The organism is Burkholderia alba, assembly GCF_034721475.1.
Lineage (GTDB): Bacteria > Pseudomonadota > Gammaproteobacteria > Burkholderiales > Burkholderiaceae > Burkholderia > Burkholderia alba.
The window spans coordinates 77,588-101,689 of the sequence record NZ_JAWJWL010000004.1 but is presented as its reverse complement, the minus strand read 5'-3'; the positions used below and the strand labels follow the sequence as shown (position 1 = coordinate 101,689).

Annotated in this window: 23 protein-coding genes; 16 read left to right on the top strand and 7 right to left on the bottom strand. The window is 66.4% G+C overall.

Translation table 11 applies throughout. The annotated features are described in order from the left end of the window. The first annotated feature begins 37 nt into the window (after positions 1–37). Together RZR99_RS05470 and pgeF are read left to right on the top strand one after the other, a co-directional pair. Complete coding sequence (locus RZR99_RS05470) at positions 38–1,246, top strand: RluA family pseudouridine synthase (protein ID WP_323118726.1); 1,209 nt, start codon at positions 38–40, stop codon at positions 1,244–1,246. A gap of 6 nt (positions 1,247–1,252) precedes the next feature. Then, positions 1,253–2,098 (top strand): peptidoglycan editing factor PgeF, encoded by an 846-nt coding sequence (pgeF, locus tag RZR99_RS05465; RefSeq protein WP_323118725.1) that lies wholly within the window; start codon positions 1,253–1,255, stop codon positions 2,096–2,098. Positions 2,099–2,132: 34 nt separating this feature from the next. On the opposite strand, the gene RZR99_RS05460 is transcribed toward pgeF, so the two are convergent. Next, positions 2,133–2,447, bottom strand: a complete 315-nt coding sequence (locus RZR99_RS05460) for a hypothetical protein (protein ID WP_323118724.1) — start codon at positions 2,445–2,447, stop codon at positions 2,133–2,135. Between the two features lie 111 nt (positions 2,448–2,558). Between RZR99_RS05460 and phaC the strand changes: the two genes are divergently transcribed. The 4 genes from phaC to phaR all read left to right on the top strand — a co-directional run bounded on the left by phaC (position 2,559) and on the right by phaR (position 7,184). Beyond that, complete coding sequence (phaC, locus tag RZR99_RS05455; protein ID WP_323118723.1) at positions 2,559–4,349, top strand: class I poly(R)-hydroxyalkanoic acid synthase; 1,791 nt, start codon at positions 2,559–2,561, stop codon at positions 4,347–4,349. 101 nt (positions 4,350–4,450) lie between these two features. Beyond that, positions 4,451–5,632 carry an acetyl-CoA C-acetyltransferase gene (locus RZR99_RS05450; RefSeq protein ID WP_323118722.1) on the top strand — a complete coding sequence of 394 codons (1,182 nt, stop codon included), beginning with the start codon at positions 4,451–4,453 and terminating at the stop codon, positions 5,630–5,632. Positions 5,633–5,740: 108 nt separating this feature from the next. Next, positions 5,741–6,481 (top strand): 3-ketoacyl-ACP reductase, encoded by a 741-nt coding sequence (locus RZR99_RS05445; protein WP_323118721.1) that lies wholly within the window; start codon positions 5,741–5,743, stop codon positions 6,479–6,481. Between the two features lie 136 nt (positions 6,482–6,617). Beyond that, entirely contained in the window at positions 6,618–7,184 is a 567-nt protein-coding gene (gene phaR / locus RZR99_RS05440; protein ID WP_323118720.1) for a polyhydroxyalkanoate synthesis repressor PhaR, read from the top strand. 273 nt (positions 7,185–7,457) lie between these two features. Here the strand turns inward: phaR and RZR99_RS05435 are convergent, their stop codons facing one another. After that, positions 7,458–8,474 carry a 1-aminocyclopropane-1-carboxylate deaminase gene (locus tag RZR99_RS05435; protein WP_323118719.1) on the bottom strand — a complete coding sequence of 339 codons (1,017 nt, stop codon included), beginning with the start codon at positions 8,472–8,474 and terminating at the stop codon, positions 7,458–7,460. Positions 8,475–8,653: 179 nt separating this feature from the next. On the opposite strand from RZR99_RS05435, the gene RZR99_RS05430 reads away from it, so the two are divergent. Further along, positions 8,654–9,154, top strand: a complete 501-nt coding sequence (locus tag RZR99_RS05430; RefSeq protein WP_323118718.1) for an Lrp/AsnC family transcriptional regulator — start codon at positions 8,654–8,656, stop codon at positions 9,152–9,154. Between the two features lie 240 nt (positions 9,155–9,394). On the opposite strand, the gene RZR99_RS05425 is transcribed toward RZR99_RS05430, so the two are convergent. Together RZR99_RS05425 and RZR99_RS05420 are read right to left on the bottom strand one after the other, a co-directional pair. Then, on the bottom strand, positions 9,395–9,823 hold the full coding sequence (locus tag RZR99_RS05425) for a DUF4430 domain-containing protein (RefSeq protein WP_323118717.1): 429 nt from the start codon (positions 9,821–9,823) through the stop codon (positions 9,395–9,397). A gap of 120 nt (positions 9,824–9,943) precedes the next feature. Further along, complete coding sequence (locus tag RZR99_RS05420; RefSeq protein WP_323118716.1) at positions 9,944–11,254, bottom strand: aspartate aminotransferase family protein; 1,311 nt, start codon at positions 11,252–11,254, stop codon at positions 9,944–9,946. A gap of 147 nt (positions 11,255–11,401) precedes the next feature. Here RZR99_RS05420 and RZR99_RS05415 point away from each other — a divergent pair, with 147 nt between their 5' ends. Together RZR99_RS05415 and RZR99_RS05410 are read left to right on the top strand one after the other, a co-directional pair. Then, positions 11,402–12,313 carry a LysR family transcriptional regulator gene (locus RZR99_RS05415; RefSeq protein ID WP_323118715.1) on the top strand — a complete coding sequence of 304 codons (912 nt, stop codon included), beginning with the start codon at positions 11,402–11,404 and terminating at the stop codon, positions 12,311–12,313. Between the two features lie 77 nt (positions 12,314–12,390). After that, complete coding sequence (locus RZR99_RS05410) at positions 12,391–13,224, top strand: enoyl-CoA hydratase/isomerase family protein (RefSeq protein WP_323118714.1); 834 nt, start codon at positions 12,391–12,393, stop codon at positions 13,222–13,224. A 497-nt stretch (positions 13,225–13,721) separates the two neighbouring features. On the opposite strand, the gene RZR99_RS05405 is transcribed toward RZR99_RS05410, so the two are convergent. After that, entirely contained in the window at positions 13,722–14,225 is a 504-nt protein-coding gene (locus tag RZR99_RS05405; protein WP_323118713.1) for a hypothetical protein, read from the bottom strand. Between the two features lie 551 nt (positions 14,226–14,776). Here RZR99_RS05405 and rimO point away from each other — a divergent pair. The 5 genes from rimO to RZR99_RS05380 all read left to right on the top strand — a co-directional run bounded on the left by rimO (position 14,777) and on the right by RZR99_RS05380 (position 20,211). Beyond that, a complete protein-coding gene (gene rimO / locus RZR99_RS05400; protein WP_323118712.1) occupies positions 14,777–16,138 on the top strand; it encodes a 30S ribosomal protein S12 methylthiotransferase RimO in 1,362 nt (453 codons plus the stop codon). Between the two features lie 3 nt (positions 16,139–16,141). Continuing rightward, positions 16,142–17,068: a sugar kinase gene (locus RZR99_RS05395; RefSeq protein ID WP_323118711.1), complete on the top strand. Its 927-nt coding sequence runs from the start codon at positions 16,142–16,144 to the stop codon at positions 17,066–17,068. Between the two features lie 63 nt (positions 17,069–17,131). After that, positions 17,132–18,322, top strand: coding sequence for a beta-ketothiolase BktB (gene bktB / locus RZR99_RS05390; RefSeq protein ID WP_323118710.1), 1,191 nt, complete (start codon positions 17,132–17,134; stop codon positions 18,320–18,322). A gap of 20 nt (positions 18,323–18,342) precedes the next feature. After that, positions 18,343–18,912, top strand: a complete 570-nt coding sequence (locus RZR99_RS05385) for a hypothetical protein (RefSeq protein WP_323118709.1) — start codon at positions 18,343–18,345, stop codon at positions 18,910–18,912. Positions 18,913–19,029: 117 nt separating this feature from the next. Then, positions 19,030–20,211: a cystathionine beta-lyase gene (locus RZR99_RS05380; protein WP_323118708.1), complete on the top strand. Its 1,182-nt coding sequence runs from the start codon at positions 19,030–19,032 to the stop codon at positions 20,209–20,211. Between the two features lie 104 nt (positions 20,212–20,315). Here the strand turns inward: RZR99_RS05380 and serB are convergent, their stop codons facing one another. Both serB and RZR99_RS05370 read right to left on the bottom strand, forming a co-directional pair. Then, positions 20,316–21,161 (bottom strand): phosphoserine phosphatase SerB, encoded by an 846-nt coding sequence (gene serB / locus RZR99_RS05375; protein WP_323118707.1) that lies wholly within the window; start codon positions 21,159–21,161, stop codon positions 20,316–20,318. An 81-nt stretch (positions 21,162–21,242) separates the two neighbouring features. Next, positions 21,243–22,196 (bottom strand): LysR family transcriptional regulator, encoded by a 954-nt coding sequence (locus RZR99_RS05370; RefSeq protein WP_323118706.1) that lies wholly within the window; start codon positions 22,194–22,196, stop codon positions 21,243–21,245. 127 nt (positions 22,197–22,323) lie between these two features. On the opposite strand from RZR99_RS05370, the gene RZR99_RS05365 reads away from it, so the two are divergent. After that, entirely contained in the window at positions 22,324–23,340 is a 1,017-nt protein-coding gene (locus RZR99_RS05365) for a zinc-binding alcohol dehydrogenase family protein (RefSeq protein ID WP_323118705.1), read from the top strand. 190 nt (positions 23,341–23,530) lie between these two features. Beyond that, complete coding sequence (locus tag RZR99_RS05360; protein ID WP_323118704.1) at positions 23,531–24,082, top strand: DUF6013 family protein; 552 nt, start codon at positions 23,531–23,533, stop codon at positions 24,080–24,082. Positions 24,083–24,102: the final 20 nt, after the last annotated feature.

Sequence of the window (24,102 nt, the reverse complement as noted above, 5' to 3'; positions counted from 1 at the left end):
CGCATTCCTAGCTTTAAATCTCGGTGACCCAGTCTAAATGACCCGTTCAAGTTCGTTGAATGCCCAAGCGGGCACGTCAAATCGCGACGATTATAGCCCAAGCGCCAGCGCGTCCGACGCTCCTTCCAGTGATTCGCTCGACGACGATCTGACGAGCGATGCGCTGGATGCGCGTGCGGCGCGGCCGGCTGCCGATGCCGACGATGCGCCGCGCGTCGTCGAAGTGCCGCCCGCGCTCGCGGGGGAGCGGCTCGACAAGGCGCTCGCGCAACTTTTCCCCGAGTTTTCCCGTAGCCGCCTGCAGAGCTGGATCGACGCGCAGCGGGTGCGCATCGACGGCGAGCCCGCGAAGATCCGCCAGCCGGTGCCGCTCGGCGCGACGATCGAGCTGCTGCCCGATCTGCTACCCGAGCAACTCGCCTTTACCCCCGAGCCGGTGCCGCTGTCGATCCTCTACGAGGACGACGCGCTCGTCGTCATCAACAAGCCCGCCGGCATGGTCGTGCATCCGGCGGCGGGCAACTGGAGCGGCACGCTGCTCAACGGGCTGCTGCACCGCTACGGCGCGGCGGCCGCGGGCCTGCCGCGCGCCGGTATCGTGCACCGGCTCGACAAGGAAACCTCGGGACTGATGGTGGTCGCGCGCACGCTCGCCGCGCAAACCGATCTGGTGCGCCAGCTGCAGGCGCGCACGGTCAAGCGGCGCTACTTCGCGCTCGTGTGGGGGCAGATGTCCGAAGCGGGCACGATCGATGCGCCGATCGGCCGCGATCCGCGCGAGCGCACGCGCATGGCGGTCGTGACGGGCGCGTCGGGCAAACCCGCGCGCACGCACTTCCGCACGGTTGACACGACCTTGTGGCAACGTCAGCCGGTGTCGGCGATCCAGTGCGACCTCGAAACAGGCCGCACGCACCAGATCCGCGTGCATTGCGCGCACATTGGCCATCCGCTGCTCGGCGATCCGGTGTACGGCCGCGCACGCGGCAAGCGCTCCGTCGCGCCGCTGCCGGACGGCTTCGCGCGGCAGGCGCTGCACGCGTGGCGGCTCGGTCTCGTGCATCCGGTGACGGGGCGCACGATGCAATGGCGCTGTCCGCTGCCGGACGATATCGCCGCGCTGATCGAGGCGCTTGGCTTCGGTGGCGACGATGCGGAATTCGACGACGGGGACGCGGTCTATGACGATGAGTTCGGCGGCGCTTACGACGAGGGAATGCCGCTTTCCGATGACGACGAGGATTGACCGACCATGACGATGTTGCCCGCCCTCACGCAGGCCGACTGCCTGCAACCCGACTGGCGGGTTTCGCCGCGCGTGCGCGCGCTGATCTCGACGCGCAACGGCGGCGTCAGCGAGCCTCCGTATGGCCGCTGGCATGACGGAGCGGGGCAGGCGGGCGGCATGAATCTGGGCCGGCATACCGGCGACGATCCCGCGCATGTCGACGCGAACCGCGCGCGGCTGCTCGCGCTCACCGGGCAGCCGCAGGCCGCGTGGCTCGAACAGATCCACGGCAGCCGCATCGTGCAGGCCGACGAGGTAGTGGCGGCGCTGGCCGCCGACCCCGGCGCGCCGGCGACGCGCGCCGATGCGAGCGTCACGTGCGTGCCCGGCGCCGTGTGCGTGGTGATGGTGGCCGACTGCATGCCGGTCCTGCTGTGCGACGAGGCGGGCCGGGCGGTGGGGGCGGCGCACGCCGGTTGGCGCGGGCTCGCGTCGGGCATCGTCGAGCAGACGGCGCAGCGGGTGGCGTCGCTTGCCGGCGGGTCGGTCGACGGCCTGCACGCCTATCTCGGCCCCGCGATCGGCCCCGCGATGTTCGAGGTCGGGCCCGACGTGCGCGAGGCGTTTCTCGATGCGGCGCCGCTGGTCGACCATGTCGCGACGGCGCGCGCATTCCGAGAAAAGGCGGACGCGCCGGGCAAATACCTGGCGGATCTCTATGCGCTCGCACGCGTGCGTCTCGCGCGCATCGGCATCACGCGGATCGGCGGCGGGGATGCCTGCACGGTCACCGAGCCGGCACGCTTTTATTCGTACCGGCGCGACCGCGTGACGGGCCGGATGGCCGCGATGATCTGGCTGACCGACTGAAACGCGCTTCAATCCGGCGATTTTGTTGCGATTTTCAACAGGGTTTAAAGGATATTTTTGCTGCGCTGCCCAGTTCGATTTTCAGCGGCGTATCGCTTAAACTGCGGTCGTTAATCGATTTCCCGGAGACGTCCGTTCCGCCGGGCATTGCCTGTTTAGAGACGATTATCTTGCCACCCGGCGCGATCGCGGTTTGATGCGGCGCTTCACATGGGGAAAACGATAATGATAAAACTACCGCACTGCGGCAGAATCTGGAGGGAACACTCCAGAGCATGACGGCCCCGCTCATCGGGCCGCTTACAGGGTTGTTGACATTGCGCGGCTCGAGCAGGATTTTCAGGAACACCGCCCAGGTACCACCGGTAACGCAGGTATGACAGCACCGAAAACTTCGTCGACGTCCCCTCACACGGATACACCCCAGGGCCACTCGCCCGCCGGTACGGCAGCACAGCCGATGCAGCAGATGTTCGAGGCCTGGCTGGGCGCGTGGAGCCGCTTCGCGGATCCCGCGCGCGCGGCGGCGGGGCCCGCCGCCGCGCCGTCGCCGTTCGGAGCGGTGCCGTTTTCCGCGCCGTTTCCGTTCCAGATGCCGCAGTTGCCCGACTGGTCCGCCGCCGCGTCGCCGTTCGCGGGGCTGAAGCTGCCGGTCGCGGCGATTCCGCCCGAACGCCTCAAGCGCCTGCAGGCCGACTACTCGCGCGAATGCGTCGAACTGGTCCGGCAGGTGACGGCCGCGACACTCGAAGCGCCCGAACTGAAGGATCGCCGGTTCAGCGCGGACGCCTGGAAGGCGTCGCCCGCGCATGCGTTCACGGCCGCGTGGTATCTGCTGAACGCGCGCTATCTTCAGGAACTGGCCGATGCGCTCGAGACCGATCCGAAGACGCGCGAGCGGATTCGCTTCACGGTCCAGCAGTGGACCGCCGCTGCCGCGCCCAGCAACTTTCTGGCGCTGAATCCCGAAGCGCAGAAGAACCTGATCGAAACCCAGGGCGAGAGCCTGCGGCTCGGTCTGCTGAACCTGCTCGGCGATCTGCAGCGCGGCAAGATCTCGCAGACCGACGAATCGCAGTTCGTCGTCGGCAAGAATCTCGCGAGCACCGAGGGCGCGGTCGTCTACGAGAACGATCTGATCCAGCTGATCCAGTACAAGCCGTTGACGGCGACCGTCTACGAACGGCCGCTTCTCATCGTGCCGCCGTGCATCAACAAGTTCTATATCCTCGACCTGCAGCCCGAGAATTCGCTCGTCGCGCACGCGCTGTCGAGCGGCCATCAGGTCTATCTGGTGTCGTGGCGCAACGCCGATGCATCGGTCGCCCACAAGACCTGGGACGACTACATCGACGAGGGGCTGCTGGCGGCCATCGACACGGTCAGGCAGATCAGCGGTCGCGAGCAGATCAACACGCTCGGCTTCTGCGTCGGCGGCACGATGCTCGCCACCGCGCTCGCGGTCCTGGCCGCGCGCGGCGAACACCCGGCGGCATCGATGACGCTGCTCACCGCGATGCTCGACTTCACCGACACGGGCGTGCTCGACGTATTCGTGAACGAGGCACATGTGCAGATGCGCGAGCAGACCATCGGCGGCAAGAACGGCGGCAAGCCGGGGTTGATGCACGGGGTCGAGTTCGCCAACACGTTTTCGTTCCTGCGGCCGAACGATCTCGTATGGAACTACGTGGTCGACAACTATCTGAAGGGCCGCACGCCGGCGCCGTTCGACCTGCTGTACTGGAACGGCGACTCGACGAATCTGCCGGGGCCGATGTACGCGTGGTACCTGCGCCATACCTATCTCGAGAATCAGTTGCGCGAACCCGGCGCGCTGACGGTGTGCGGCGAGCCGGTGGACCTGTCGCGGATCGATGTGCCGACCTTCATCTACGGCTCGCGCGACGACCACATCGTGCCGTGGCAGACCGCGTATGCGTCCACGTCGCTGCTGACGGGGCCGCTCAGATTCGTGCTCGGCGCGTCCGGCCATATCGCGGGGGTGATCAATCCGCCCGCGAAGAAGAAGCGTAGCTACTGGAGCCACGGCGCCGACGCGAAATCGCTGTCCGCAACGGCCGGCGAGTGGTTCGACGGCGCAACCGAGCATCCGGGCAGCTGGTGGCCAGAGTGGACCGACTGGCTCGATGCGCATGGCGGCCGCAAGGTGAAGCCGCGCGCGCCCGGCTCCGCGGAATTCCCGGTGATCGAGCCGGCGCCGGGCCGTTATGTGTTGCAACGCGATTGACGAATCCCGGAAGGCGGCGCACGCTCTACGCCTCTCCGGTAGGGATTTTTAACAGGGCGGGTCGTGGCGCGTCGCGCCGCTCAAGCCCGGAGGATAGTGAAATGACTGACGTAGTGATCGTATCGGCCGCGCGCACCGCGGTCGGCAAATTCGGCGGTTCCCTCGCGAAGATCGCGGCGCCCGACCTCGGCGCGGCAGTGATCAAGGCCGTGCTCGAGCGCGGCGGCGTGAAGCCGGAACAGGTCAGTGAAGTGATCCTCGGCCAGGTACTGACGGCGGGCTCGGGTCAGAACCCGGCGCGTCAGGCGGTGATCAAGGCGGGTCTGCCGAGCGCGGTGCCCGGCATGACGATCAACAAGGTGTGCGGCTCCGGACTGAAAGCCGTGATGCTCGCCGCCAACGCCATCATTTCCGGCGATGCCGATATCGTGATCGCGGGCGGCCAGGAAAACATGAGCGCGGCGCCGCACGTGCTGCCGGGTTCGCGCGACGGATTCCGGATGGGCGACGCGAAGCTGATCGACAGCATGATCGTCGACGGCTTGTGGGACGTCTACAACCAGTACCACATGGGCATCACGGCGGAGAACGTCGCGAAGGAGTACGGCATCAGCCGCGAGGATCAGGACAAGTTCGCCGCGTTGTCGCAGAACAAGGCGGAAGCCGCGCAGAAGGCGGGCCGCTTCGACGACGAGATCGTGCCGATCGAGATTCCGCAGCGCAAGGGCGAACCGCTGCGCTTCGCAACCGACGAATTCGTGCGCCACGGCGTGACGGCGGAATCGCTGGCGGGCCTCAAGCCCGCGTTTGCGAAGGACGGCACGGTGACGGCCGCCAACGCGTCCGGTCTCAACGACGGCGCGGCCGCGGTGCTCGTGATGTCGGCGAAGAAGGCGGAAGCGCTCGGCCTCAAGCCGCTTGCGCGCATCAAGGCGTATGCGAACGCGGGGGTCGATCCGAGCGTGATGGGCATCGGTCCCGTGCCGGCATCGCGCCGCTGTCTCGAGCGGGCGGGTTGGACGCCGGGCGATCTCGACCTGATGGAAATCAACGAGGCGTTCGCCGCGCAGGCGCTCGCCGTGCACCAGCAGATGGGCTGGGATACGTCGAAGGTCAACGTGAACGGCGGCGCGATCGCGATCGGCCATCCGATCGGCGCATCCGGCTGCCGGATTCTCGTGACGCTGCTGTACGAAATGCAGAAGCGCGATGCGAAACGCGGTCTCGCGTCGCTGTGCATCGGCGGCGGAATGGGCGTCGCACTGGCCGTCGAACGCCCGTAACGCCGGTTCGGAGCGGGCCGCGCCCGGGCGGGTGCGGCCCGGCAGGAAGGCAGGCGAGGAAAGAGGTTGCCGCTCGGCGCTTCTCAAAACGATAATGGAGTGAGGTTTATGTCTCAGCGAATTGCTTACGTAACGGGCGGTATGGGCGGAATCGGCACCAGTATCTGCCAGCGCCTGCACAAGGACGGTTTCCGGGTGGTCGCGGGCTGCGGTCCGAATTCGCCGCGCCGGGTGAAGTGGCTCGAGGATCAGAAAGCGCTGGGCTACGACTTCGTCGCATCGGAAGGCAACGTCGGCGACTGGGAATCCACGAAACTGGCGTTCGAAAAGGTCAAGGCCGAACTCGGCGAGGTGGACGTGCTGGTCAACAATGCGGGCATCACGCGCGACGTCGTGTTTCGCAAGATGACGCACGAAGACTGGACCGCCGTGATCGACACCAACCTCACGAGCCTCTTCAACGTCACGAAGCAGGTGATCGACGGGATGGTCGAGCGCGGTTGGGGCCGAATCATCAACATCTCGTCGGTGAACGGCCAGAAGGGCCAGTTCGGCCAGACGAACTACTCGACCGCGAAGGCCGGCATCCATGGTTTCACGATGTCGCTCGCGCAGGAAGTGGCTACCAAGGGCGTGACGGTCAACACCGTGTCGCCGGGCTACATCGGCACGGACATGGTGAAAGCGATCCGTCCGGACGTGCTCGAGAAGATCGTCGCGACCATTCCGGTGCGCCGGCTCGGTTCGCCGGACGAAATCGGTTCGATCGTCGCGTGGCTCGCGTCGGACGAATCCGGTTTTTCGACCGGGGCGGATTTCTCGCTGAACGGCGGCCTGCATATGGGCTGAGCCACCTGGCCTGCCGGCGCGTGCCGGCAGGCCTCGTGGTTCGGATGGTTTCGGGTACGCGCCGGGGGCTGCATGGCTATGTCATGCGGGCCCCGGCGCGTTGTCACTGCGCTTCGCTGGCGCTCAAAGGCGTTACATGACTACTACAAAGAAGACTGCTGAACGGCTCATCAAGAAATATCCGAACCGCCGGCTGTACGACACGGAGACAAGCACGTACATCACGCTGACCGACGTCAAGCAGCTGGTGCTCGAACAGGAAGACTTCAAGGTGATCGATGCGAAGAGCAGCGAGGACCTGACCCGCAGCATCCTGTTGCAGATCATTCTCGAGGAAGAGAGCGGCGGTGTGCCGATGTTCTCGTCGTCGATGCTGTCGCAGATCATCCGTTTCTACGGTCATGCGATGCAGGGCATGATGGGCACGTACCTGGAAAAGAACATCCAGGCGTTCATCGATATCCAGAGCAAGCTCACGGATCAGTCGAAGAACCTGTACGACAACAATGCGATGAATCCGGAAGTCTGGTCGCAGTTCATGAACATGCAGGCGCCGATGATGCAAGGGATGATGACGAGCTACATCGAGCAGTCGAAGAACATGTTCGTGAAGATGCAGGAGCAGATGCAGGATCAGGCGAAGTCGATGTTCGGCACGTTCCCGTTCAAGCAGCCGAATCCGGGCGAGCCGGAGAAGAAGTAAGCGCGAGCCGGGCCCTCAGCCCGGCGGCGGCGCGCAGCGCACGCGCGCGACGAGTGGAGTCGTCCTGTCACGGTTCGAGTCGCTGCGTGAGCGGACCTCCTTCGACAGCGACGTGTCCAGTTTGCGTCCGAGCCGTCGGCGCGTGTTGAGATTTCCCGCGCGTGGCGCGCGGGTCCGCCCGATCGGCTCGTCCCTTGCCGCATGGCCGGCTCCTTTCGCTACGCGGTGCAGGTGCAGGTGCAGACGCGTGCCGGACATGCACCACGCGCCCTGTCAGCCGTCGCGAAAGAGGAAGCTGTACGCATTCAATGCCGGCACGCCGCCGAGATGCGCGTATAGCACGCGCGAACCCGGCGGAAATTCTCCACGGCGCACGCGGTCGATCATTCCCTGCATCGACTTTCCTTCATAGACCGGATCGGTCAGCATCCCTTCGAACCGCGCACACAGCCGGATCGCCTCCAGCGTGCCGTCGTTCGGCAAACCGTATGCAGGGCCCGCATAACGCCGGTCGAGAATCACGTCGTCGGGACCGAGATCCTGGTTCAGCTCGACGCGCTCCGCGGTGTGGCGGGCGATGCGCACGATCTGCTCGTGCGTGCGCTCCGGCGTTGCCGACGCATCGATGCCGATGACGCGGCGCGCGCGGCCGTCCGCCGCGAAGCCGACCACCATGCCCGCCTGAGTGCTGCCCGTCACCGAGCAGACGACGATGTAGTCGAACCGGAAGCCGAGTTCGGCCTCCTGCTGCCGGACTTCCTCAGCGAAGCCGACGAAGCCGAGCCCGCCGAGCGGATGCTCGGAGCAGCCGGCCGGAATCGCAAACGGCTTGCCGCCGGCGGCGCGCACGCTGTCCAGCGCTTCTTCCCAGCTGCGGCGAATGCCGATATCGAAACCGTCGGGGACGAGGCGCACGTCCGCGCCGAGGATCCGCGACATCTGGATATTGCCGACCCGGTCGTAGACCGCATCCGAGTAGTCGACCCAGTTCTCCTGGACCAACACGCATTTCATGCCGAGATGCGCGGCGACGGCGGCAACCTGACGCGTCTGGTTCGACTGGATTCCGCCGATCGACACCAGCGTGTCGCAACCTTGCGCAAGCGCTTCCGGAATCAGGTATTCGAGCTTGCGGGTCTTGTTGCCGCCGAACGCAAGGCCGCTGTTGCAGTCCTCGCGTTTCGCATACAGCTGTACCTGGCCGCCCAGATGCTCGCTCAGGCGTTTCAGCGGGTGGATCGGCGTGGGGCCGAACGTGAGCGGATAGCGGGGAAAACGCTGCAGATTCATCAGGCGACTCCTGGGTGGGGGGAGGGACGATGCGTGCCGCGCTGGGGCACGGCGAACCGGATCCATCGTAGAGTTTCCGTGGGGAAATGAGCTTGCGAAGAAAAGCCTCCGCGCATAATTTGAATAAGAGACGGTGGTATCGAGCTGAGTTAAATTTCTTGATTGATGATTTTTACGCAATGAAAAAAATCCATACCGACGACGACCCGCACCGGACGGACGCCGCGCTCGATCGCATCGATCGCGCGATTCTTCGGCAACTGCAGCGCGATGCGTCGATCTCGAATGTGGCGCTGGCCGCCCAGGTCAACCTGAGCGCGCCCGCGTGTCTGCGTCGGGTCGAACGCCTGAAGGCGGCGGGTTTCATCCGGGCGACCGTGGCGCTGCTGAGTCCGAAGCAACTGGATGCCGGCATGCTGGTGGTGATCGGCGTGGTGCTCGATCGATCGACGCCGGAGTCCTTCGCCGCGTTCGAGACATCGGCGCAGAAGGTGCAGGGCTGCATGGAATGTCACGTGGTGACCGGCGAATTCGATTACTTCATGCTGATCCGCACCCGCGACAGCGACAGTTTCAACCGGCTGCACGCCGAGCAGCTGCTTTACCTGCCGGGGGTGCGGCAGATCCGTACGTTCATGGTGCTGCGGGAGATTCTGTCGTCGACGGTGCTTCCGATCTGAAGCCGGGGTGGCGGCGCCTGATTGCGCATCGCGAGGCGGGAGGGCCAGTCGATATGGCTCGGGATGACGCGCGCCGCGCCGGATCGATTCCGCTTCGGAACGATCGACCGGCTCGGGAGGGGCGCCCGGTTGTCTTACCGGCACGGCCGGTTCCACGCATGGAGCCGCTCGCGACGCCGAGGGCTGGCCCGGCAGCCCGGCCCCGCGCGCACGAGCGGGGCCGGTGCGGGCGGATTGCGATCAGGATCGCGTCTTGTATCGCTGTTGAATGATCGTGGCGCGCCGCGTTTGCTGATCGGCCGCCGCGGGGATCGCCGCATATTGCCAGATGACGGTCGCGCCGGGGTTCGGGTAGGTCGTATCCGCGCCGCTCGACGACGCAACACCATTGATCAGCAATTCCCAATAATACTCGGCATTATTTGAAAGCCCGGCGATACTTTCGATTTCATATCCCAGATATCCGGGGTATGGCGCGGATTCGCTATAACCGTAGTATTCGAGCGTATAAAGAAATGGATCGGATTTCGCGGCGCTTTGCCCAATGACAAAGGCATTCTCCAATACCTGGCGGGCGCTGATCTCCATGGAAAACGGGACGACATACTCGAATAACGGTTCGTTTTTATCGTCGATCGCACGCAATGTAATCGGATTGAATCCTGACATGATTAACCCCGTTTTCGGTCGATAACGAAGCAAGGATAGGCAATCGCTAATCGATATACAACGCGGGCGGGTGGGTTGCATGGGGAGTGCATCGGCCCGATGCCGGCCGGTGGCCGACGATCAGTGCTCGCGCATGCATTCGCCGATGCTGATGTCGAGCTTGTCGAGCGCTTCGTCGATTTCCGCGTCGCTGATCGTCAGCGGCGGCGCGAGGCGGAACACGTCGCTGAAGCCCTTGAGCTGGACGATGTTCATGTGCAGTCCGTGGCGCAGGCAGCGGTCGGTGATGGCGGCCGACAATCGCGGTGCGGGCGCCTTGCTGTCGCGATCGGCAACGATCTCGATGCCGAGCAGCAACCCTTCGCCGCGCACGTCGCCGATGCACGGATAGCGCCGCTGCAGGGTATCCAGGCCTTCGCGCAGACGCGTCCCTGCCGCGCGCGCGCGTTCGACCAGCCCGTCGCGTCGCACCACGTCGATCACTTTCACGCCGACCGCGGCGGGCAGCGGATCCGACACATGCGTCGTATAGAACAGAAAACCGGCCTCGTGACAGCGCTGCTCCAGTTCCTGCGTCGCGAGCACCGCCGACAGCGGGATGCCGGCGCCGAGCGTCTTGGACAGCGTCAGCAGATCGGGCACCACGCCGTCGCGCTCGCACGCGAACATCAGCCCGGTCCGGCCGATGCCGGTTTGCGCTTCGTCGACGATCAGCAGCATGCCGCGTCGCGCGCAGTGTTCCTGCAGCGCGAGCAGGTAGCCGGCGGGCAGCGGGATCAGGCCGCCCGAACTGAGGATCGGTTCGGCAATGAACGCGGCGAGGCTGCCGGACGATTGCCGATCCAGCAGGTCGAACGCGTAGTCGAGTTCCGCGCGCCAGTCGTAGCGCCCGGACTTCTCGAATGCGGGGCGGTACGGGTAGGGGGCGGGGATGGCGAAGGAGCCGACCGAGGCCGGTCCGTAGCCGTGGCGGCCCGCGCTGTAGGTGGCCGACGCCGCGGCCCCCGTCATGCCGTGCCACGAGCGGGCGAAGCTCACGATCTCGTATTTTCCGGTCGCGAGTTTCGCCATCCGGATCGCCGCCTCGTTGGCTTCGGCGCCGGTGCTGAGCAGCAGCGCGCGCTCGAGCCCGCCGGGGGCGATGTCGGCGAGGGTGCGAGCCAGTTCGACCACCGGGCGCGACAGCATGCCGCTGAACAGATGGGTGAGCTCCCTGGCGCTGCAGGCGATCACGTCGGCGACTTCAGGATGCGCGTGACCCAGCACCGCGCTCATCTGGCCCGACGTGAAATCGAGGATCGGACGTCCCGCCGAATCGTAGACGTACGAACCTTTTGCGCGCTCGATGACGACCGGCGAGAATGAACCGCCGTAGCGGATCAGATGGCGGTTCGCCGCGTCCCAGAACGCATGATCGCTGGCTTGCTGCATGGCTCGGTTCCTCGTCGTTCGGAAAGGGGATCGGGCGCCGCGGCCGGCTCGGCGCCCGGTGGCGGGTACGACGCGATCCTAAGACACGCCGGGCGGCGCGAGGAAACGAATAATGCTGATGTCAGACATTTGCGGAGTTGATGCCCCATGGCGAACCTCGATATCGATCTGCTGAAGACCTTCGTCGCGATCGCGGATGCGCGTTCGTTGACGCGCGCGGCCGGCGGCATCGGCCGCACGCAATCGGCGCTCAGCATGCAGGTGCGCCGCATCGAGGAAATCACGGCGGGCGCGGTGCTGCATCGGACGGTGCGCGGCGTCGAACTGACCGCGCACGGCGAGGTGCTGCTGCGGCATGCGCGGGCGCTCCTGCGGATCCATGACGAAGCGCTGGCCGAACTGACGGGCAGCAGCCTGAGCGGCGTGGTCAGGCTGGGCTGCCCGGACGATTACTGCACGGCGTTCCTGCCCGCGCTGCTGCGCGAGATCGCGGTGCGGCATCCGCGCATGACGGTGCATCTCGCCTGTGCGCCGACGACGCATCTGCGCCGGATGCTGGAGGCGAAACGGATCGATCTCGCGTTGATTTCGCTCGTGCGCGACGAGCCGGGCGCGCGGGCGGTCCGGCGGGAGAAATTCGTCTGGGTGGGGGCGGCCGACCGTGTCGGGCAACCGCATGAGCCGCTCGTGTCGCTCGCGCTTTCCGAGCCCGATACGCTCGATCACCAGGCCGCGCGCCGCGCACTGGAGGAGGCGGGCGTGGCCTATCGGATCGTCTGCGAAAGCGCGGGCAAGGATGGCCTGCTCGCGATGGTGCGCGCGGGGATCGCGGTCGCGGTCCTGACGGAAGGCGCGGTGCCGCCGGATCTGGCGGTGCTAGGGGCGGCGGAGCGGTTGCCGGCGCTGCCCTCCGTCGGCATCGGGGTCGCGTCCGCGGATACCGGCGGCGACACCTTGCTGGTCGGCACGCTGAAGGCGCTGATCTCGGAACGGCTGGCCGCGCACGGCGACGCGCACCCGCGGCAGGCCGGGGAACCCGGCGCGGGCCGGCACCTATAATCGCGTTGGCGTTTTGCCGGGTGCGGCGCGCGGCCGGCATCCCCGACCTTCGTGAATCAAGCAAGACAGGAGCGCTTATGACGTTCAGCGAAATTGCCTACGACCAGCGCGGGCCGGTGGTGATCATCCGCTTCAATCGGCCTGAGCAGCGCAACTGCATCGGCCCCGTCACGCATCGCGAGTTGATCGACGCGTGGACCCGTTTTCGTGACGACGACGCGGCCCGGGTGGCGATCATCACCGGCACGGGAGACAAGGCGTTTTGCTCGGGCGGCGATCTGAAGGCGGCGTCGCAACTGGTGCCGTTCGACGCGGCCGAGATCGCGGCGCACGACCGGGGAGAGCGCCCCGGCATCATAGGCCCGAGCCGGTGGACCGATATCTACAAGCCGGTCATCGCCGCGGTCAACGGCGTGGCCTATGCCGGGGGGCTGGAGTGGGCGTGCTTCGCGGATATGCGTATCGCCGAGGCGCATGCGTCGTTCGGCGTGACCTGCCGGCGCTGGAACATCGGGCTCGCGGACGGCGGCACCCAGAGACTGCCGAGAATCGTCGGCATGGGGCGGGCGATGGAACTGATCCTGACCGGGAAAGTCATCGATGCGCAAGAAGCGTATCGGATCGGCCTCGTCAATGAAGTGGTGCCCAAGGGGCAATCGCTGAACCGTGCGCTGGCGCTGGCGAATACGCTTGCCGGCCTGCCTCAGCCCGCCATGCGTTCGGACAAGGAAGCGGCGGTGCGCGGCTACGGACTGCCGCTGGCCGAGGGCCTGAAGATCGAGGCGCAGTGCTTCAACCGGTCGATCCATCAACCCGAAACCGCCGAAGGCCTGCGGCGGTTCGTCGAGCGTGACCATCCCGATCGCTCGGCGCCACAGCCGGGCGGGACGCCGGGGATCGTCAGGGACTGACGAGGGGCGTTTCGGGTGGGAAAGCCGGGTTCGGTGACGGAGACGAGCGGCGTGGATCGGAACGTGCCTGATTGGGTCCGGCCCGTATTGGGCGGACGCGCGGCACCTTCGCGATACGTTGCTCGGTCAGGCAAAGCTCGACCACGCGGCGCCATGCCGGCTCGTCAGGCCAGCGGGGGCCCTTGGCGCGCGGATCGCGAGTCTTGTCGCGAGCGCGGATCGGGCGGGCAGCGTTCCCGATACCGCCGCCGCGAACGGCGGGCGGGCGTTGTCGGATCGGTCTCGCCGCGCGGCCGATCCCGGTTGTCGAGCGACGTCCGCGCCGGGCCGCCCGTTTTGCCTGACCGATCTCGACATAGACGTAAACTTTCGCTTTCGCTGCCGCGCCTGCACATCACGGAGGTCTCAATCGCCCGAACTCGGATTTGTCTCCCTCGGCTGTCCGATGGCGCGGCTATAGATCAGGGGTTGTCCGCGGAAAGCGGGGGCCATTAGGATCATCTGATGGTGAGCGCTTTCCCGAGCCGAGTGGGATAGAGGTCGTGTGTGCCCGTCCAGGGTTCGTAATTTTTCGATGACGGATCGTTGTCTTTCACCGAATAAACGGACAGCGATTCCGAGCTGGATTTGATCTGGGCGTAGCCGAGCGGAGCGGCGAATCGACACCCGGTTTCCTTCAGTTTTGAACCGAACGGATCCTGTCCCGTGTGGCAGGATAAAAGATACAGCGTGATTGTTTTGTCGTTGAGAATCTTCGCGAAATCCTGGATTTCCTGATTGGTCATGTCATTGCCGCTTTGGCCCGAGACCATTAAAAACCCATTGCTGTCGCCGTGGCTCAATATGGCAAGGTAGCCGTTGCTGTCGACCGATTTGACCGCATTCCAGAAAACCTTCGGGTCTTGTGTCAGGGCGATTGTCGAATAATCTCGATTTTTGAAGGCTTTTACGGTGTTTGCGTCGGCATCATCGCTGCTGTACAGGAATATCTTGCCTGGCATGGTTTCCTCGATCTGGGTTGGATTTTGAAAATTGGCTCATCAGGGAAATGATGTTAGTGATGAGTTTCCGGGGCTGGCAAGATTTATGTGTGGTGATGGGTAAAAAAACCATCTGGATTTTTTTATTTTTTATCCTAGCGATGTTTTTGGGTAATTGATGGCGCGTTGATTTTATGAAATTAAAACAATTCGGAATATTAAATTGAGTATGGCATTGATTTCATCAATGCATGCGATGGCGAGAGCCGGTTGTGAGCGTGCAAGGAAGCGGAACGCCACCGGGAGCCGTTTGTCTCTCAAGTCCGGGCGTGGCGGTTGCGTGAGTACTCAAGAGATTTGCGCCCGATCAGGCAATGGCGATATGCGCTGAGCGCAACGCCCCAACGCTCGCGCCCGCCACCACCAAGCATGCCGCCGAATGAAAGGGACGCATCATCTCTCGCGCCCCGACGCCCAAGCCGGCGATCTGTCTCGCCCCCGGCCCGTTTTGCCTCGCCGAACCCTAAATGGCTGTAAACTCTCGTTTTTGCTGCCACGCCCCCACATTACAGATGTCTCAATCCCCTAAAGTCGGATTCGTGTCCCTCGGCTGCCCCAAGGCCCTGGTCGATTCCGAACAAATCATTACCCAGCTGCGCGCGGAAGGCTACGAGATCTCCGGCACCTACGACGGCGCGGATCTCGTCGTCGTCAACACCTGCGGCTTCATCGACGAAGCGGTCCAGGAAAGCCTCGACGCCATCGGCGAGGCGCTGACCGAGAACGGCAAGGTGATCGTCACCGGCTGTCTCGGCGCGAAAAAGAGCGCGAGCGGCACCGGCCTGATCGAGGAAGTGCATCCGAAGGTGCTGGCCGTCACCGGTCCGCACGCACTCGGCGAAGTGATGCAGGCGGTGCACAGCCACCTGCCGAAGCCGCACGATCCGTTCGTCGATTTGGTGCCGGCCGCGGGCATCAAGCTCACGCCGCGCCATTACGCGTATCTGAAAATTTCCGAAGGCTGCAACCACCGCTGCACGTTCTGCATCATCCCGTCGATGCGCGGCGATCTCGTGTCGCGGCCGGTCGCCGAAGTGATGCTCGAAGCCGAGAACCTGTTCAAGTCCGGCGTCAAGGAACTGCTCGTCATTTCGCAGGACACGAGCGCGTACGGCGTCGACGTCAAGTACCGCACGGGGTTCTGGAACGGCCGTCCGCTCAAGACCCGCATGACCGAGCTGGTTGCCGCGCTCGGCGAACTGGCCGCGCAATACGGCGCATGGGTGCGCCTCCACTATGTGTACCCGTATCCGCACGTCGACGAAATCATTCCTCTGATGGCGGAAGGTCCGTACAAGGGCCACGTGCTGCCGTATCTCGACGTGCCGTTCCAGCACGCGCATCCGGACGTGCTGAAGCGGATGAAGCGTCCGGCCAACGCCGAGAAGGTGCTCGAACGCGTGCAGGCATGGCGCGAGATCTGCCCGGACCTGACGATCCGCAGCACGTTCATCGCCGGCTTTCCCGGCGAAACCGAAGCGCAGTTCGACACGCTGCTCGATTTCATCCGCGAAGCCGAACTCGATCGGGTCGGCTGCTTCGCCTATTCGCCCGTCGAAGGCGCGAGCGCCAACGAACTCGACGGCGCGTTGCCGGACGAGGTCCGCGAGGAACGCCGCGCGCGCTTCATGGAAGTGGCGGAGGACGTGTCGGCCGCGCGCATCGAGCGCAAGGTCGGCAAGACGCTGAAGGTGCTGATCGACGAAGTCAACGACGAAGGCGGCATCGGCCGTACCGCCGCCGATGCGCCGGAAATCGACGGCGTGGTCTACGTCGAGCCGGCCGCGAAGGCGTCGAAGCGCTACAAGGTCGGCGATTTCGTGTCGGTCCGGATCACGGGCGCCGACGGCCACGATCTGTGGGGCGAGGTCTAAGCGATGACGACGGGGTTTCCGGCCGTGCTCGCGCTCGGCGAGGCAATGGTTGAATTCAACCAGTCGCATCCGGGTGAACCGAACTACCTGCAGGGCTTCGGCGGCGATACGTCGAACTTCTGCATCGCCGCCGCGCGGCAAGGCGCGCGGGCGGGGTTCGTGTCCGCGGTCGGCCACGACCACTTCGGCCGTCTGCTCCTCGATCTGTGGCGGCGCGAACAGGTCGACACATCGTGCGTGCGGATCGACGCCGCCGCGCCGACCGGTGTGTATTTCGTATCGCACGGCCCGGACGGCCATCAGTTCGACTATCTGCGCGCGGGCTCCGCGGCGAGCCGCTACTCGGCCGCCGATCTGCCGCTCGACGCACTGGCGGCCGCGCAGGTCGTGCACCTGTCCGGCGTGAGTCTCGCGATCGGCGCGCCGGCGTGCGACGCGGCGTTCGCGGCGATCGGCCATGCGCGCGCGAACGGTGCGCGAGTCAGTTTCGATACCAATCTGCGCCTGAAGCTCTGGCCGCTGCCGCGTGCCCGCGCGGTGATGCTCGAGGCGATCCGCCAGACCGACATCTGCCTGCCGAGCTGGGACGACGTGACGGTGCTCACCGGGCTCGACGAGCGCGACGCGATCGTCGATGCGCTGCTCGACTGCGGGCCGGACATCGTCGCGCTGAAGCTCGGCAAGGAAGGCGCGTACGTCGCGACGCCGCACGAGCGGCGCGTGGTGCCGGGCTTCGCCGTCGATGCGGTCGACGCGACCGGCGCGGGCGACTGCTTCGGCGGCGCGTTTATCGCGCGTCTTGTCGCGGGTGACGATCCGTTCATCGCGGCACGCTATGCGAATGCGGCGGCCGCGCTGTCGACGCTCGGCTTCGGCGCGGTCGCGCCGATCCCGTCTCGGGAGGCCGTCGTCGCACATTTGAACGCCTGACGGGGCGCGCGGCACGCCCGCCAGGCAGCACATCCATTTCATCGAGAAGAACGGGAGGCAACGATGCAACGCGAAGTCGTGGTGGTGAGCGGTGTGCGTACCGCAATTGGCACGTTCGGCGGCAGTCTGAAGGATCTCGCCCCGACGGAACTGGGCGCGCGCGTGGTGCGCGAAGCGCTCTCGCGCGCGCAGGTGACGGGCGACGAGGTCGGGCACGTGGTGTTCGGCAACGTCGTGCACACCGAACCGAAGGACATGTATCTCGCCCGCGTCGCGGCGCTGAACGGCGGCGTCGCGCAGCATGCGCCCGCGCTGACCGTGAACCGTCTGTGCGGCTCGGGGCTGCAGGCGATCGTGTCGGCCGCGCAGAGCGTGCTGCTCGGCGACGCCGACGTCGCGGTCGCGGGCGGCGCGGAAAACATGAGCCGCGCGCCTTACACGATGCCGGCCGCGCGGTTCGGCCAGCGCATGGGCGACGCGCGCATCGTCGACATGATGCTCGGCGCGCTCAACGACCCGTTCCAGTCGATCCACATGGGCGTGACCGCGGAAAACGTCGCGGCGAAATACGGCATCACGCGCGACGCGCAGGATGCGCTGGCGCTCGAGTCGCATCGTCGCGCGTCGCACGCGATCCGCGCCGGGTATTTCAAGGATCAGATCCTGCCGATCGAGACGATCGGCTCGAAGAAAGGCGCGTCGGTGTTGTTCGATACCGACGAGCACGTGCGCCATGACGCGAGTCTCGAGGATTTCTCGAAGCTCAAGCCGGTGTTCGTCAAGGAGAACGGCACGGTCACGGCCGGCAACGCGTCGGGCATCAACGATGCCGCCGCCGCGCTGGTGCTGATGGAGCGCGGCGCGGCCGAGCGCCGCGGCGCGAAGCCGCTCGCGCGCCTCGTCGCGTACGCGCACGCCGGCGTCGATCCCGCGTACATGGGAATCGGCCCCGTGCCCGCGACGCGCAAGGCGCTCGAACGCGCGGGCCTGACGGTCGCCGATCTCGACGTGATCGAAGCGAACGAGGCGTTCGCGGCGCAGGCCTGCGCGGTGTCGGGCGAACTGGGCCTCGATCCGGCCAAGGTCAATCCGAATGGCTCGGGCATCTCGCTCGGCCATCCGATCGGCGCGACGGGCGCGCTGATCACGGTGAAGGCGCTGTACGAGCTGCAACGCATCGGCGGGCGTTATGCGCTCGTGACGATGTGCATCGGCGGCGGGCAGGGCATCGCCGCGATCTTCGAACGTATCTGACGGAGCAACGCAAGGTGGGCATGAAGTTCGGCATTCGATGGGCGGCGCTGGCCGCGACGACGTTCACGCTGAGCGCGGCGTTCGCGCAGGCGCCGCAGCCCGCGCCGCGCAGCGCGTCCGGTGCGGCGGCGTTGCAGGACGACACCGCGCCGGCCAGGCCGCTCAAGCCGAATCCGGCTTTCGCCCGCCTGCCGCGCTATGAAGGCACGCTCGGCGGCCGGCCGATCGTCGTGCGCCTCGGGCCGAAGCAGGACGAACCGGGCGTGCACGGCGAGTACCAGTACCGCGATACCGGCGAGGTGATCCTGCTCGCGGGCGACCGCGACGGCGACACCCTCGAAGTGGAGGAGTCGAACGACGGCACCAACATCACCGGGGTGTGGATGGGTACCTTCGATGCGTCGGGCGCGCTGAAGGCCGATCGCATGAATACGGACGAATCGGATCCGCAGCCGGTCGTGCTGCATCCGGTCGGCGCTTCGCCGCAGGCGCCCGCTTCACCGTCGATGCCGCAAGCGCCGCAAGTGCGTCATGGCGCGCCGGCCGCCCAGCCGGTCGGCGGCGTGAGCAATCTGAGCACCACCGAGTAACGCGCCCCCACCGGTCCGGTCGGCACGCGGCCGACTGTACCGGGTCAAACGCGGCGAATCCGGCTAAGCTTGCGGGATTCGCCGTTACCTATTCGCTCCCCGTCGAGCCTTCCAGTCATGACCGCACCCACTTCCAAGCGCGCGCTGCAAACCCGCGTCGTCCAGCCCGACGACGCCATTCCCGCCGGCTTCCGCTCGTTCGTCGCGCCCGTCGAGCGCGCATCGACGGTGGTGTTTCCCGATCTCGCGACGATGCGCGCGCTCGATTGGCGCGAGGACGGCCAGTGGCGCTACGGGCTGCACGCGACGCCGACGTCGCTCGCGCTCGCGCAGCGCCTCGCCGAAATCGAGGGCGGTCGGCATGCGCTGCTGCAGCCGTCCGGGCTGTCGGCGATCACGAATGTCTACTTCGGCCTCGTGAAAGCAGGCGACGACGTACTGATCCCGCATAACGCGTACAACCCGAACGGCGATTTCGGCACCTGGCTGAGCCGGGATTTCGGTATCACCGTCCGTTTCTACGATCCGCTGATCGGCGCGGGCATTGCCGATCTGATCCAGCCGCAGACGCGGCTGATCTGGCTCGAGGCGCCGGGCTCGGTGACGATGGAAGTGCCCGACGTGCAGGCGATCACCGCGGCCGCGCGGTCGCGCGGAGTCGTCACGGCGATCGACAACACCTACTCGGCGGGTCTCGCGTTCAAGCCGTTCCAGCACGGCGTCGACATCTCGGTGCAGGCGCTGACGAAATACCAGTCGGGCGGCAGCGATATCCTGATGGGCGCGACGATCACGGCCGACCCGGAATTGCATGCGAAGTTGAAGCTCGCGCGGATGCGGCTCGGCATCGGCGTGTCGGCGGACGACTGCTCGCTCGTGCTGCGCAGCCTGCCGAGCATGCAGTTGCGCTTCGACGCGCACAGCCGGAATGCGCTGGCGCTCGCCACCTGGCTGAAGTCGCGCCCGGAGATTGCGACGGTGCTGCATCCGCAATTGCCGGACTGTCCCGGCCACGCATCGTTCGTGCGCGATTTCACGGGGGCGGGCGGCCTGTTCTCGGTGGTGTTCGACGCGCGCTACAGCCCCGACCGGATCGACGCCTTCGTCGAGGCGCTCGACCTGTTCGCGATCGGCTGGAGCTGGGGCGGCGCGTGCAGCCTCGCGATGCCTTACGACGTCGCGTCGATGCGGCCGGTCTGGCCGCATCGCGGCACCCTGGTGCGTTTCTATGTCGGCCTCGAGGATGAAGCCGATCTGCGCGCCGATATCGAGCGGGCCTTGGGCATCGCGCTCGCATGAGGCGGTGCGGGCCGGCACGGCCCGCGATCCGACAATGAAACGGCGCATGAATGGCTCATGCGCCGTTTTCACATCGGGCGGGGCCGGCGCGCGTCGCGTGCCGCTCAGAAGAGCCGCAGCAAGCCGTCGAGGCCTACGTGGTTGAATGCGACGCTCGCGGCGTCGCGCACCACCGGTTTCGCGCGAAACGCGACCGAGAAGCCCGCGGCCGCCATCATCTTCAGGTCGTTCGACCCGTCGCCCATCGCGATCGCGCGGCCCGGCTCGATGCCGAGCGCCGTGCAGGTTTCGCGGACCGTGCGGGCTTTCACCTCCGCATTGACGATCTCGCCTAGCACCTTGCCAGTCAGCTTGCCGTCGACGATCTCGAGCGTGTTCGAGTGCGCGTCGTCGAGGCCGAGCTGCGCCTTGAGCCGATCGGTGAAGAACGTGAAGCCGCCCGAGACGAGCAGCGTCCTCATGCCCGCCGCCTTCACGCCGGCCAGCATCCGTTCGGCGCCGGGAGACAGTCGCAGGCGTTCGTCGTAGACGCGCTCGAGCGCGCTCGCGTCGAGGCCCTTCAGCAGTGCGACGCGGCGCGTCAGGCTTTCGTTGAAGTCGGCGATCTCGCCGCGCATCGACGCTTCGGTAATTGCCGCGACTTCGGCCTTCAGCCCGCAGAAATCGGCGATTTCGTCGATGCACTCGATCGTGATCAGCGTCGAATCCATGTCCATTGCGACGAGGCTGAAGTCGGCGAGCCGCGTGCCGCCGTCGACGAACGCGTAGTCGAGGCCGTGCGTGCCGCAGTAGGCGTCGATGTCGGGGCGCTGCGCCGGATGCGCGCCTTCGATCCGGATCGCGTTCGCGTCGAGCGATACCACGCGCACGCCGCGGGCGAGCGCGAACAGCGGCTTGTGATGGGCGTCGGACAGCGGGGCGGGGCTTTGGATGACGAGATTCGTGGTCATGGACGAGGGGGGGTGAAGGGCTCGGCGGCGCGCATGGCGGCAAGCCGGCTATTGTAGCCGCTCGGCCCGCGCGCGCCGGTGTCAGGCGGCATCCGGAGGATCCCTGAACCGGTCCCAGTACGGCGGATCGCCGAAGTGCGCGGCCAGGAAATCGATGAACGCGAGCGTTTTCAGGGGCACGAACGCGCGGCTCGGATATACGGCCCAGATGGCGACCGTATCGGCGAGCGGGTAATCGCCGAGCACCGCGACGAGCGTGCCGTCGCGCAGGTGCGGCCCGACATCCCAGGTCGACTTCAGCGCGAGGCCGAAGCCGTCGAGCAGCGCTTCGCGGATCGCCTCGCCGTTGCTCGCGACCAGCCGGCCGTCGACCCGCACCGTCAGCGGCCCCGTCGGGGTCGCGAACGACCAGTCGCGCTGGTCGCCGAGGATCACGCATTCGTGCCGCGCGAGATCCGCCGGGTGGCGCGGCGTGCCGTGCGCGGCGAGGTAGGCGGGCGAGCCGCAGATCACGCGCCGGTTGACGGCCAGCTTGCGCGCGACCAGCGACGAATCCTTCAGCGCGCCGAGCCGCACCGCCACGTCGATTCCGTCGTCGACCAGGTCGACGACCTCGTCCGACAGCCGCAGCTCGAGCGAGACGTCCGGATAGCGGCGCAGGAAGGCGGGGATCACGGGCGCGACGTGCTGTCGCCCGAACGACGACGACATCGAGACCCGGAGCCGCCCGTGCGGCTCGGCGCGGGCGCGTCCGACCGCGGCGCGGGCGGCATCGGCGGCGTCGAGCAGGCGCTGCGCGCGTTCCATGAACACTTCACCGTCCTGGGTGACGCTCACGCGACGCGTGGTGCGGTGCAGCAGCCGCGCGCCGAGCTGGCGTTCCAATTGGGCGATCCGCGCGCTGGCCACCGCCGCCGACACGCCGAATTCGCGCCCCGCGGCGGAGACGTTCGCGAGCAGCGCCGCGCGCACGAACAGCGCGACATCGAGCAGATCGAGCGGCTTGTCGGGCGAGGGGGAAGGTGCGGACGTCATTATTCGGAAAATCAAGAAAATGTTTCAGGGAGTATGGCGCTTTTTATTGATGATAGGGCGATCTACGATGGCAGGCATGCGTTTTCACCCCCTCGATGCTTGTTCGCCATTCCCCCAGGAGCCCGCCATGAAAGCTGTTGCACTGTATCGCTATCTGCCGATCGATCACCCGGAAGCGCTGCTTGACGTCGAATTGCCGACGCCGCAGCCCGCCGGGCGCGATCTGCTCGTGAAGATCGAGGCCATCTCGGTCAACCCCGTCGATTACAAGGTCCGCGCGCCGAAGCCGCAGACCGAAACCGCGCCGCGCGTGCTGGGCTGGGACGCCGCCGGCACCGTCGCGGCCGTCGGCCCGGAGGCGACGCTCTTCAAGGTCGGCGATCCGGTGTTCTACGCGGGCAGCATCACGCGGCCGGGCGCGAACAGCGAATATCACCTGGTCGACGAGCGGATCGCCGCGCTGAAGCCCGCGACGCTGGACTTCGCGGCGGCCGCCGCGCTGCCGCTCACCGCGATTACCGCGTGGGAGGCGCTGTTCGAGCGTCTCAAGGTGTCGCCGCAGGGCGCGGACGCGGGCAAGTCGGTGCTGATCATCGGCGGCGCGGGCGGCGTCGGGTCGATCGGCATCCAGCTCGCGAAGCGGCTCGGCAAGCTCGACGTGATCGCGACGGCGTCGCGGCCCGCATCCGCGCAATGGGTGCGCGAACTGGGCGCCGATCACGTCGTCGATCACTTCGGCGATCTGTCCGCGCAATTGAAGGCCGCCGGTTACGAATCGGTCGATTACGTGCTGATCTTCAACGATACGGATCGTCATTTCCCGGCGGCCGCCGGCGTGATCCGCCCGCAAGGCGGCATCTGCACGATCGTCGAGAACGAGCAGCCGGTGCCCGTCGAACTGCTGAAGGCGAAGAGCGCGGCATTCCACTGGGAGTTCATGTTCACGCGTTCGATGTTCGGCACGCCCGACATGATCGAGCAGCACAAGCTGCTCACCGAGGTCGCGCGGCTGGTCGACGCGGGTGCGCTGCGCACGACGGTCGGCGAGCATCTCGGCAAGATCGACGCGCATAACGTGCGGCGCGCGCATCAGCTGCTCGAAGGCGGTCGCGCGATCGGCAAGCTCGTGCTGAGCGGCTTCTGAGCCGGCGCGGCCCCCTATCGCGCGGAGGCGGCGCGAGCGGCGACGGCGCATCGGCGCGCCGAACGCAAGCGGGGTAACACCCGATGCGCGCCGAGCGCAATGCGCGCCGCTTGGCGTTAGACTGACATCGCATCATGCATCGATAACCCGGCGGCCCGCTCGCGCGGCGCCGCCTCATCAGGAGGTCAGCATGGGCCAACGCAATACGTCAGTCGCCGCGTCATGGGCCGCCGCGGCGGCGGCCGTCCTCTTGAGTACCGGCGCTCATGCCGCGCCGCCGATCAAGGCGAGCCTGCTCGGCGGCAACGACGGGCAGCTGCAGTACACCGTCAAGGTCGACTCGAAGCAGTTCGGCAATGCCCAGGAAACCCGCAAGATCCGCTCCGGCGAGACCGACGATTTCAACTGGAAGTCGGTGCCTCCTTCGGGCGCGGTGCCGATGCCCGACGGGTGTCCGAGAGCGGATTCGCTGCCGCGCGACGAAAACGGCGCGATGGTGCGGCAGACGCAGGTGCGTCTCGCGCCGTCGGTCGACAGCAAGGGCGTCGCGAACGTGCAGATGAGCTTCCAGGCCAGCGTGCCGAACGGCAAGAAATCGGTGACGGTCGGCGGCAAGACGCTGCAATGTCCGAACGACGTGACGGTGAGCCAGGTCAAGTGGCTGTCGATCTCGACGAGCGGCGGGTCGAAGACGGCCACGATGAGCGACGGCACGAAGGTGACGGTGTCGATCAAGCGTTGAACGCGGCGGGTACGCCGCGC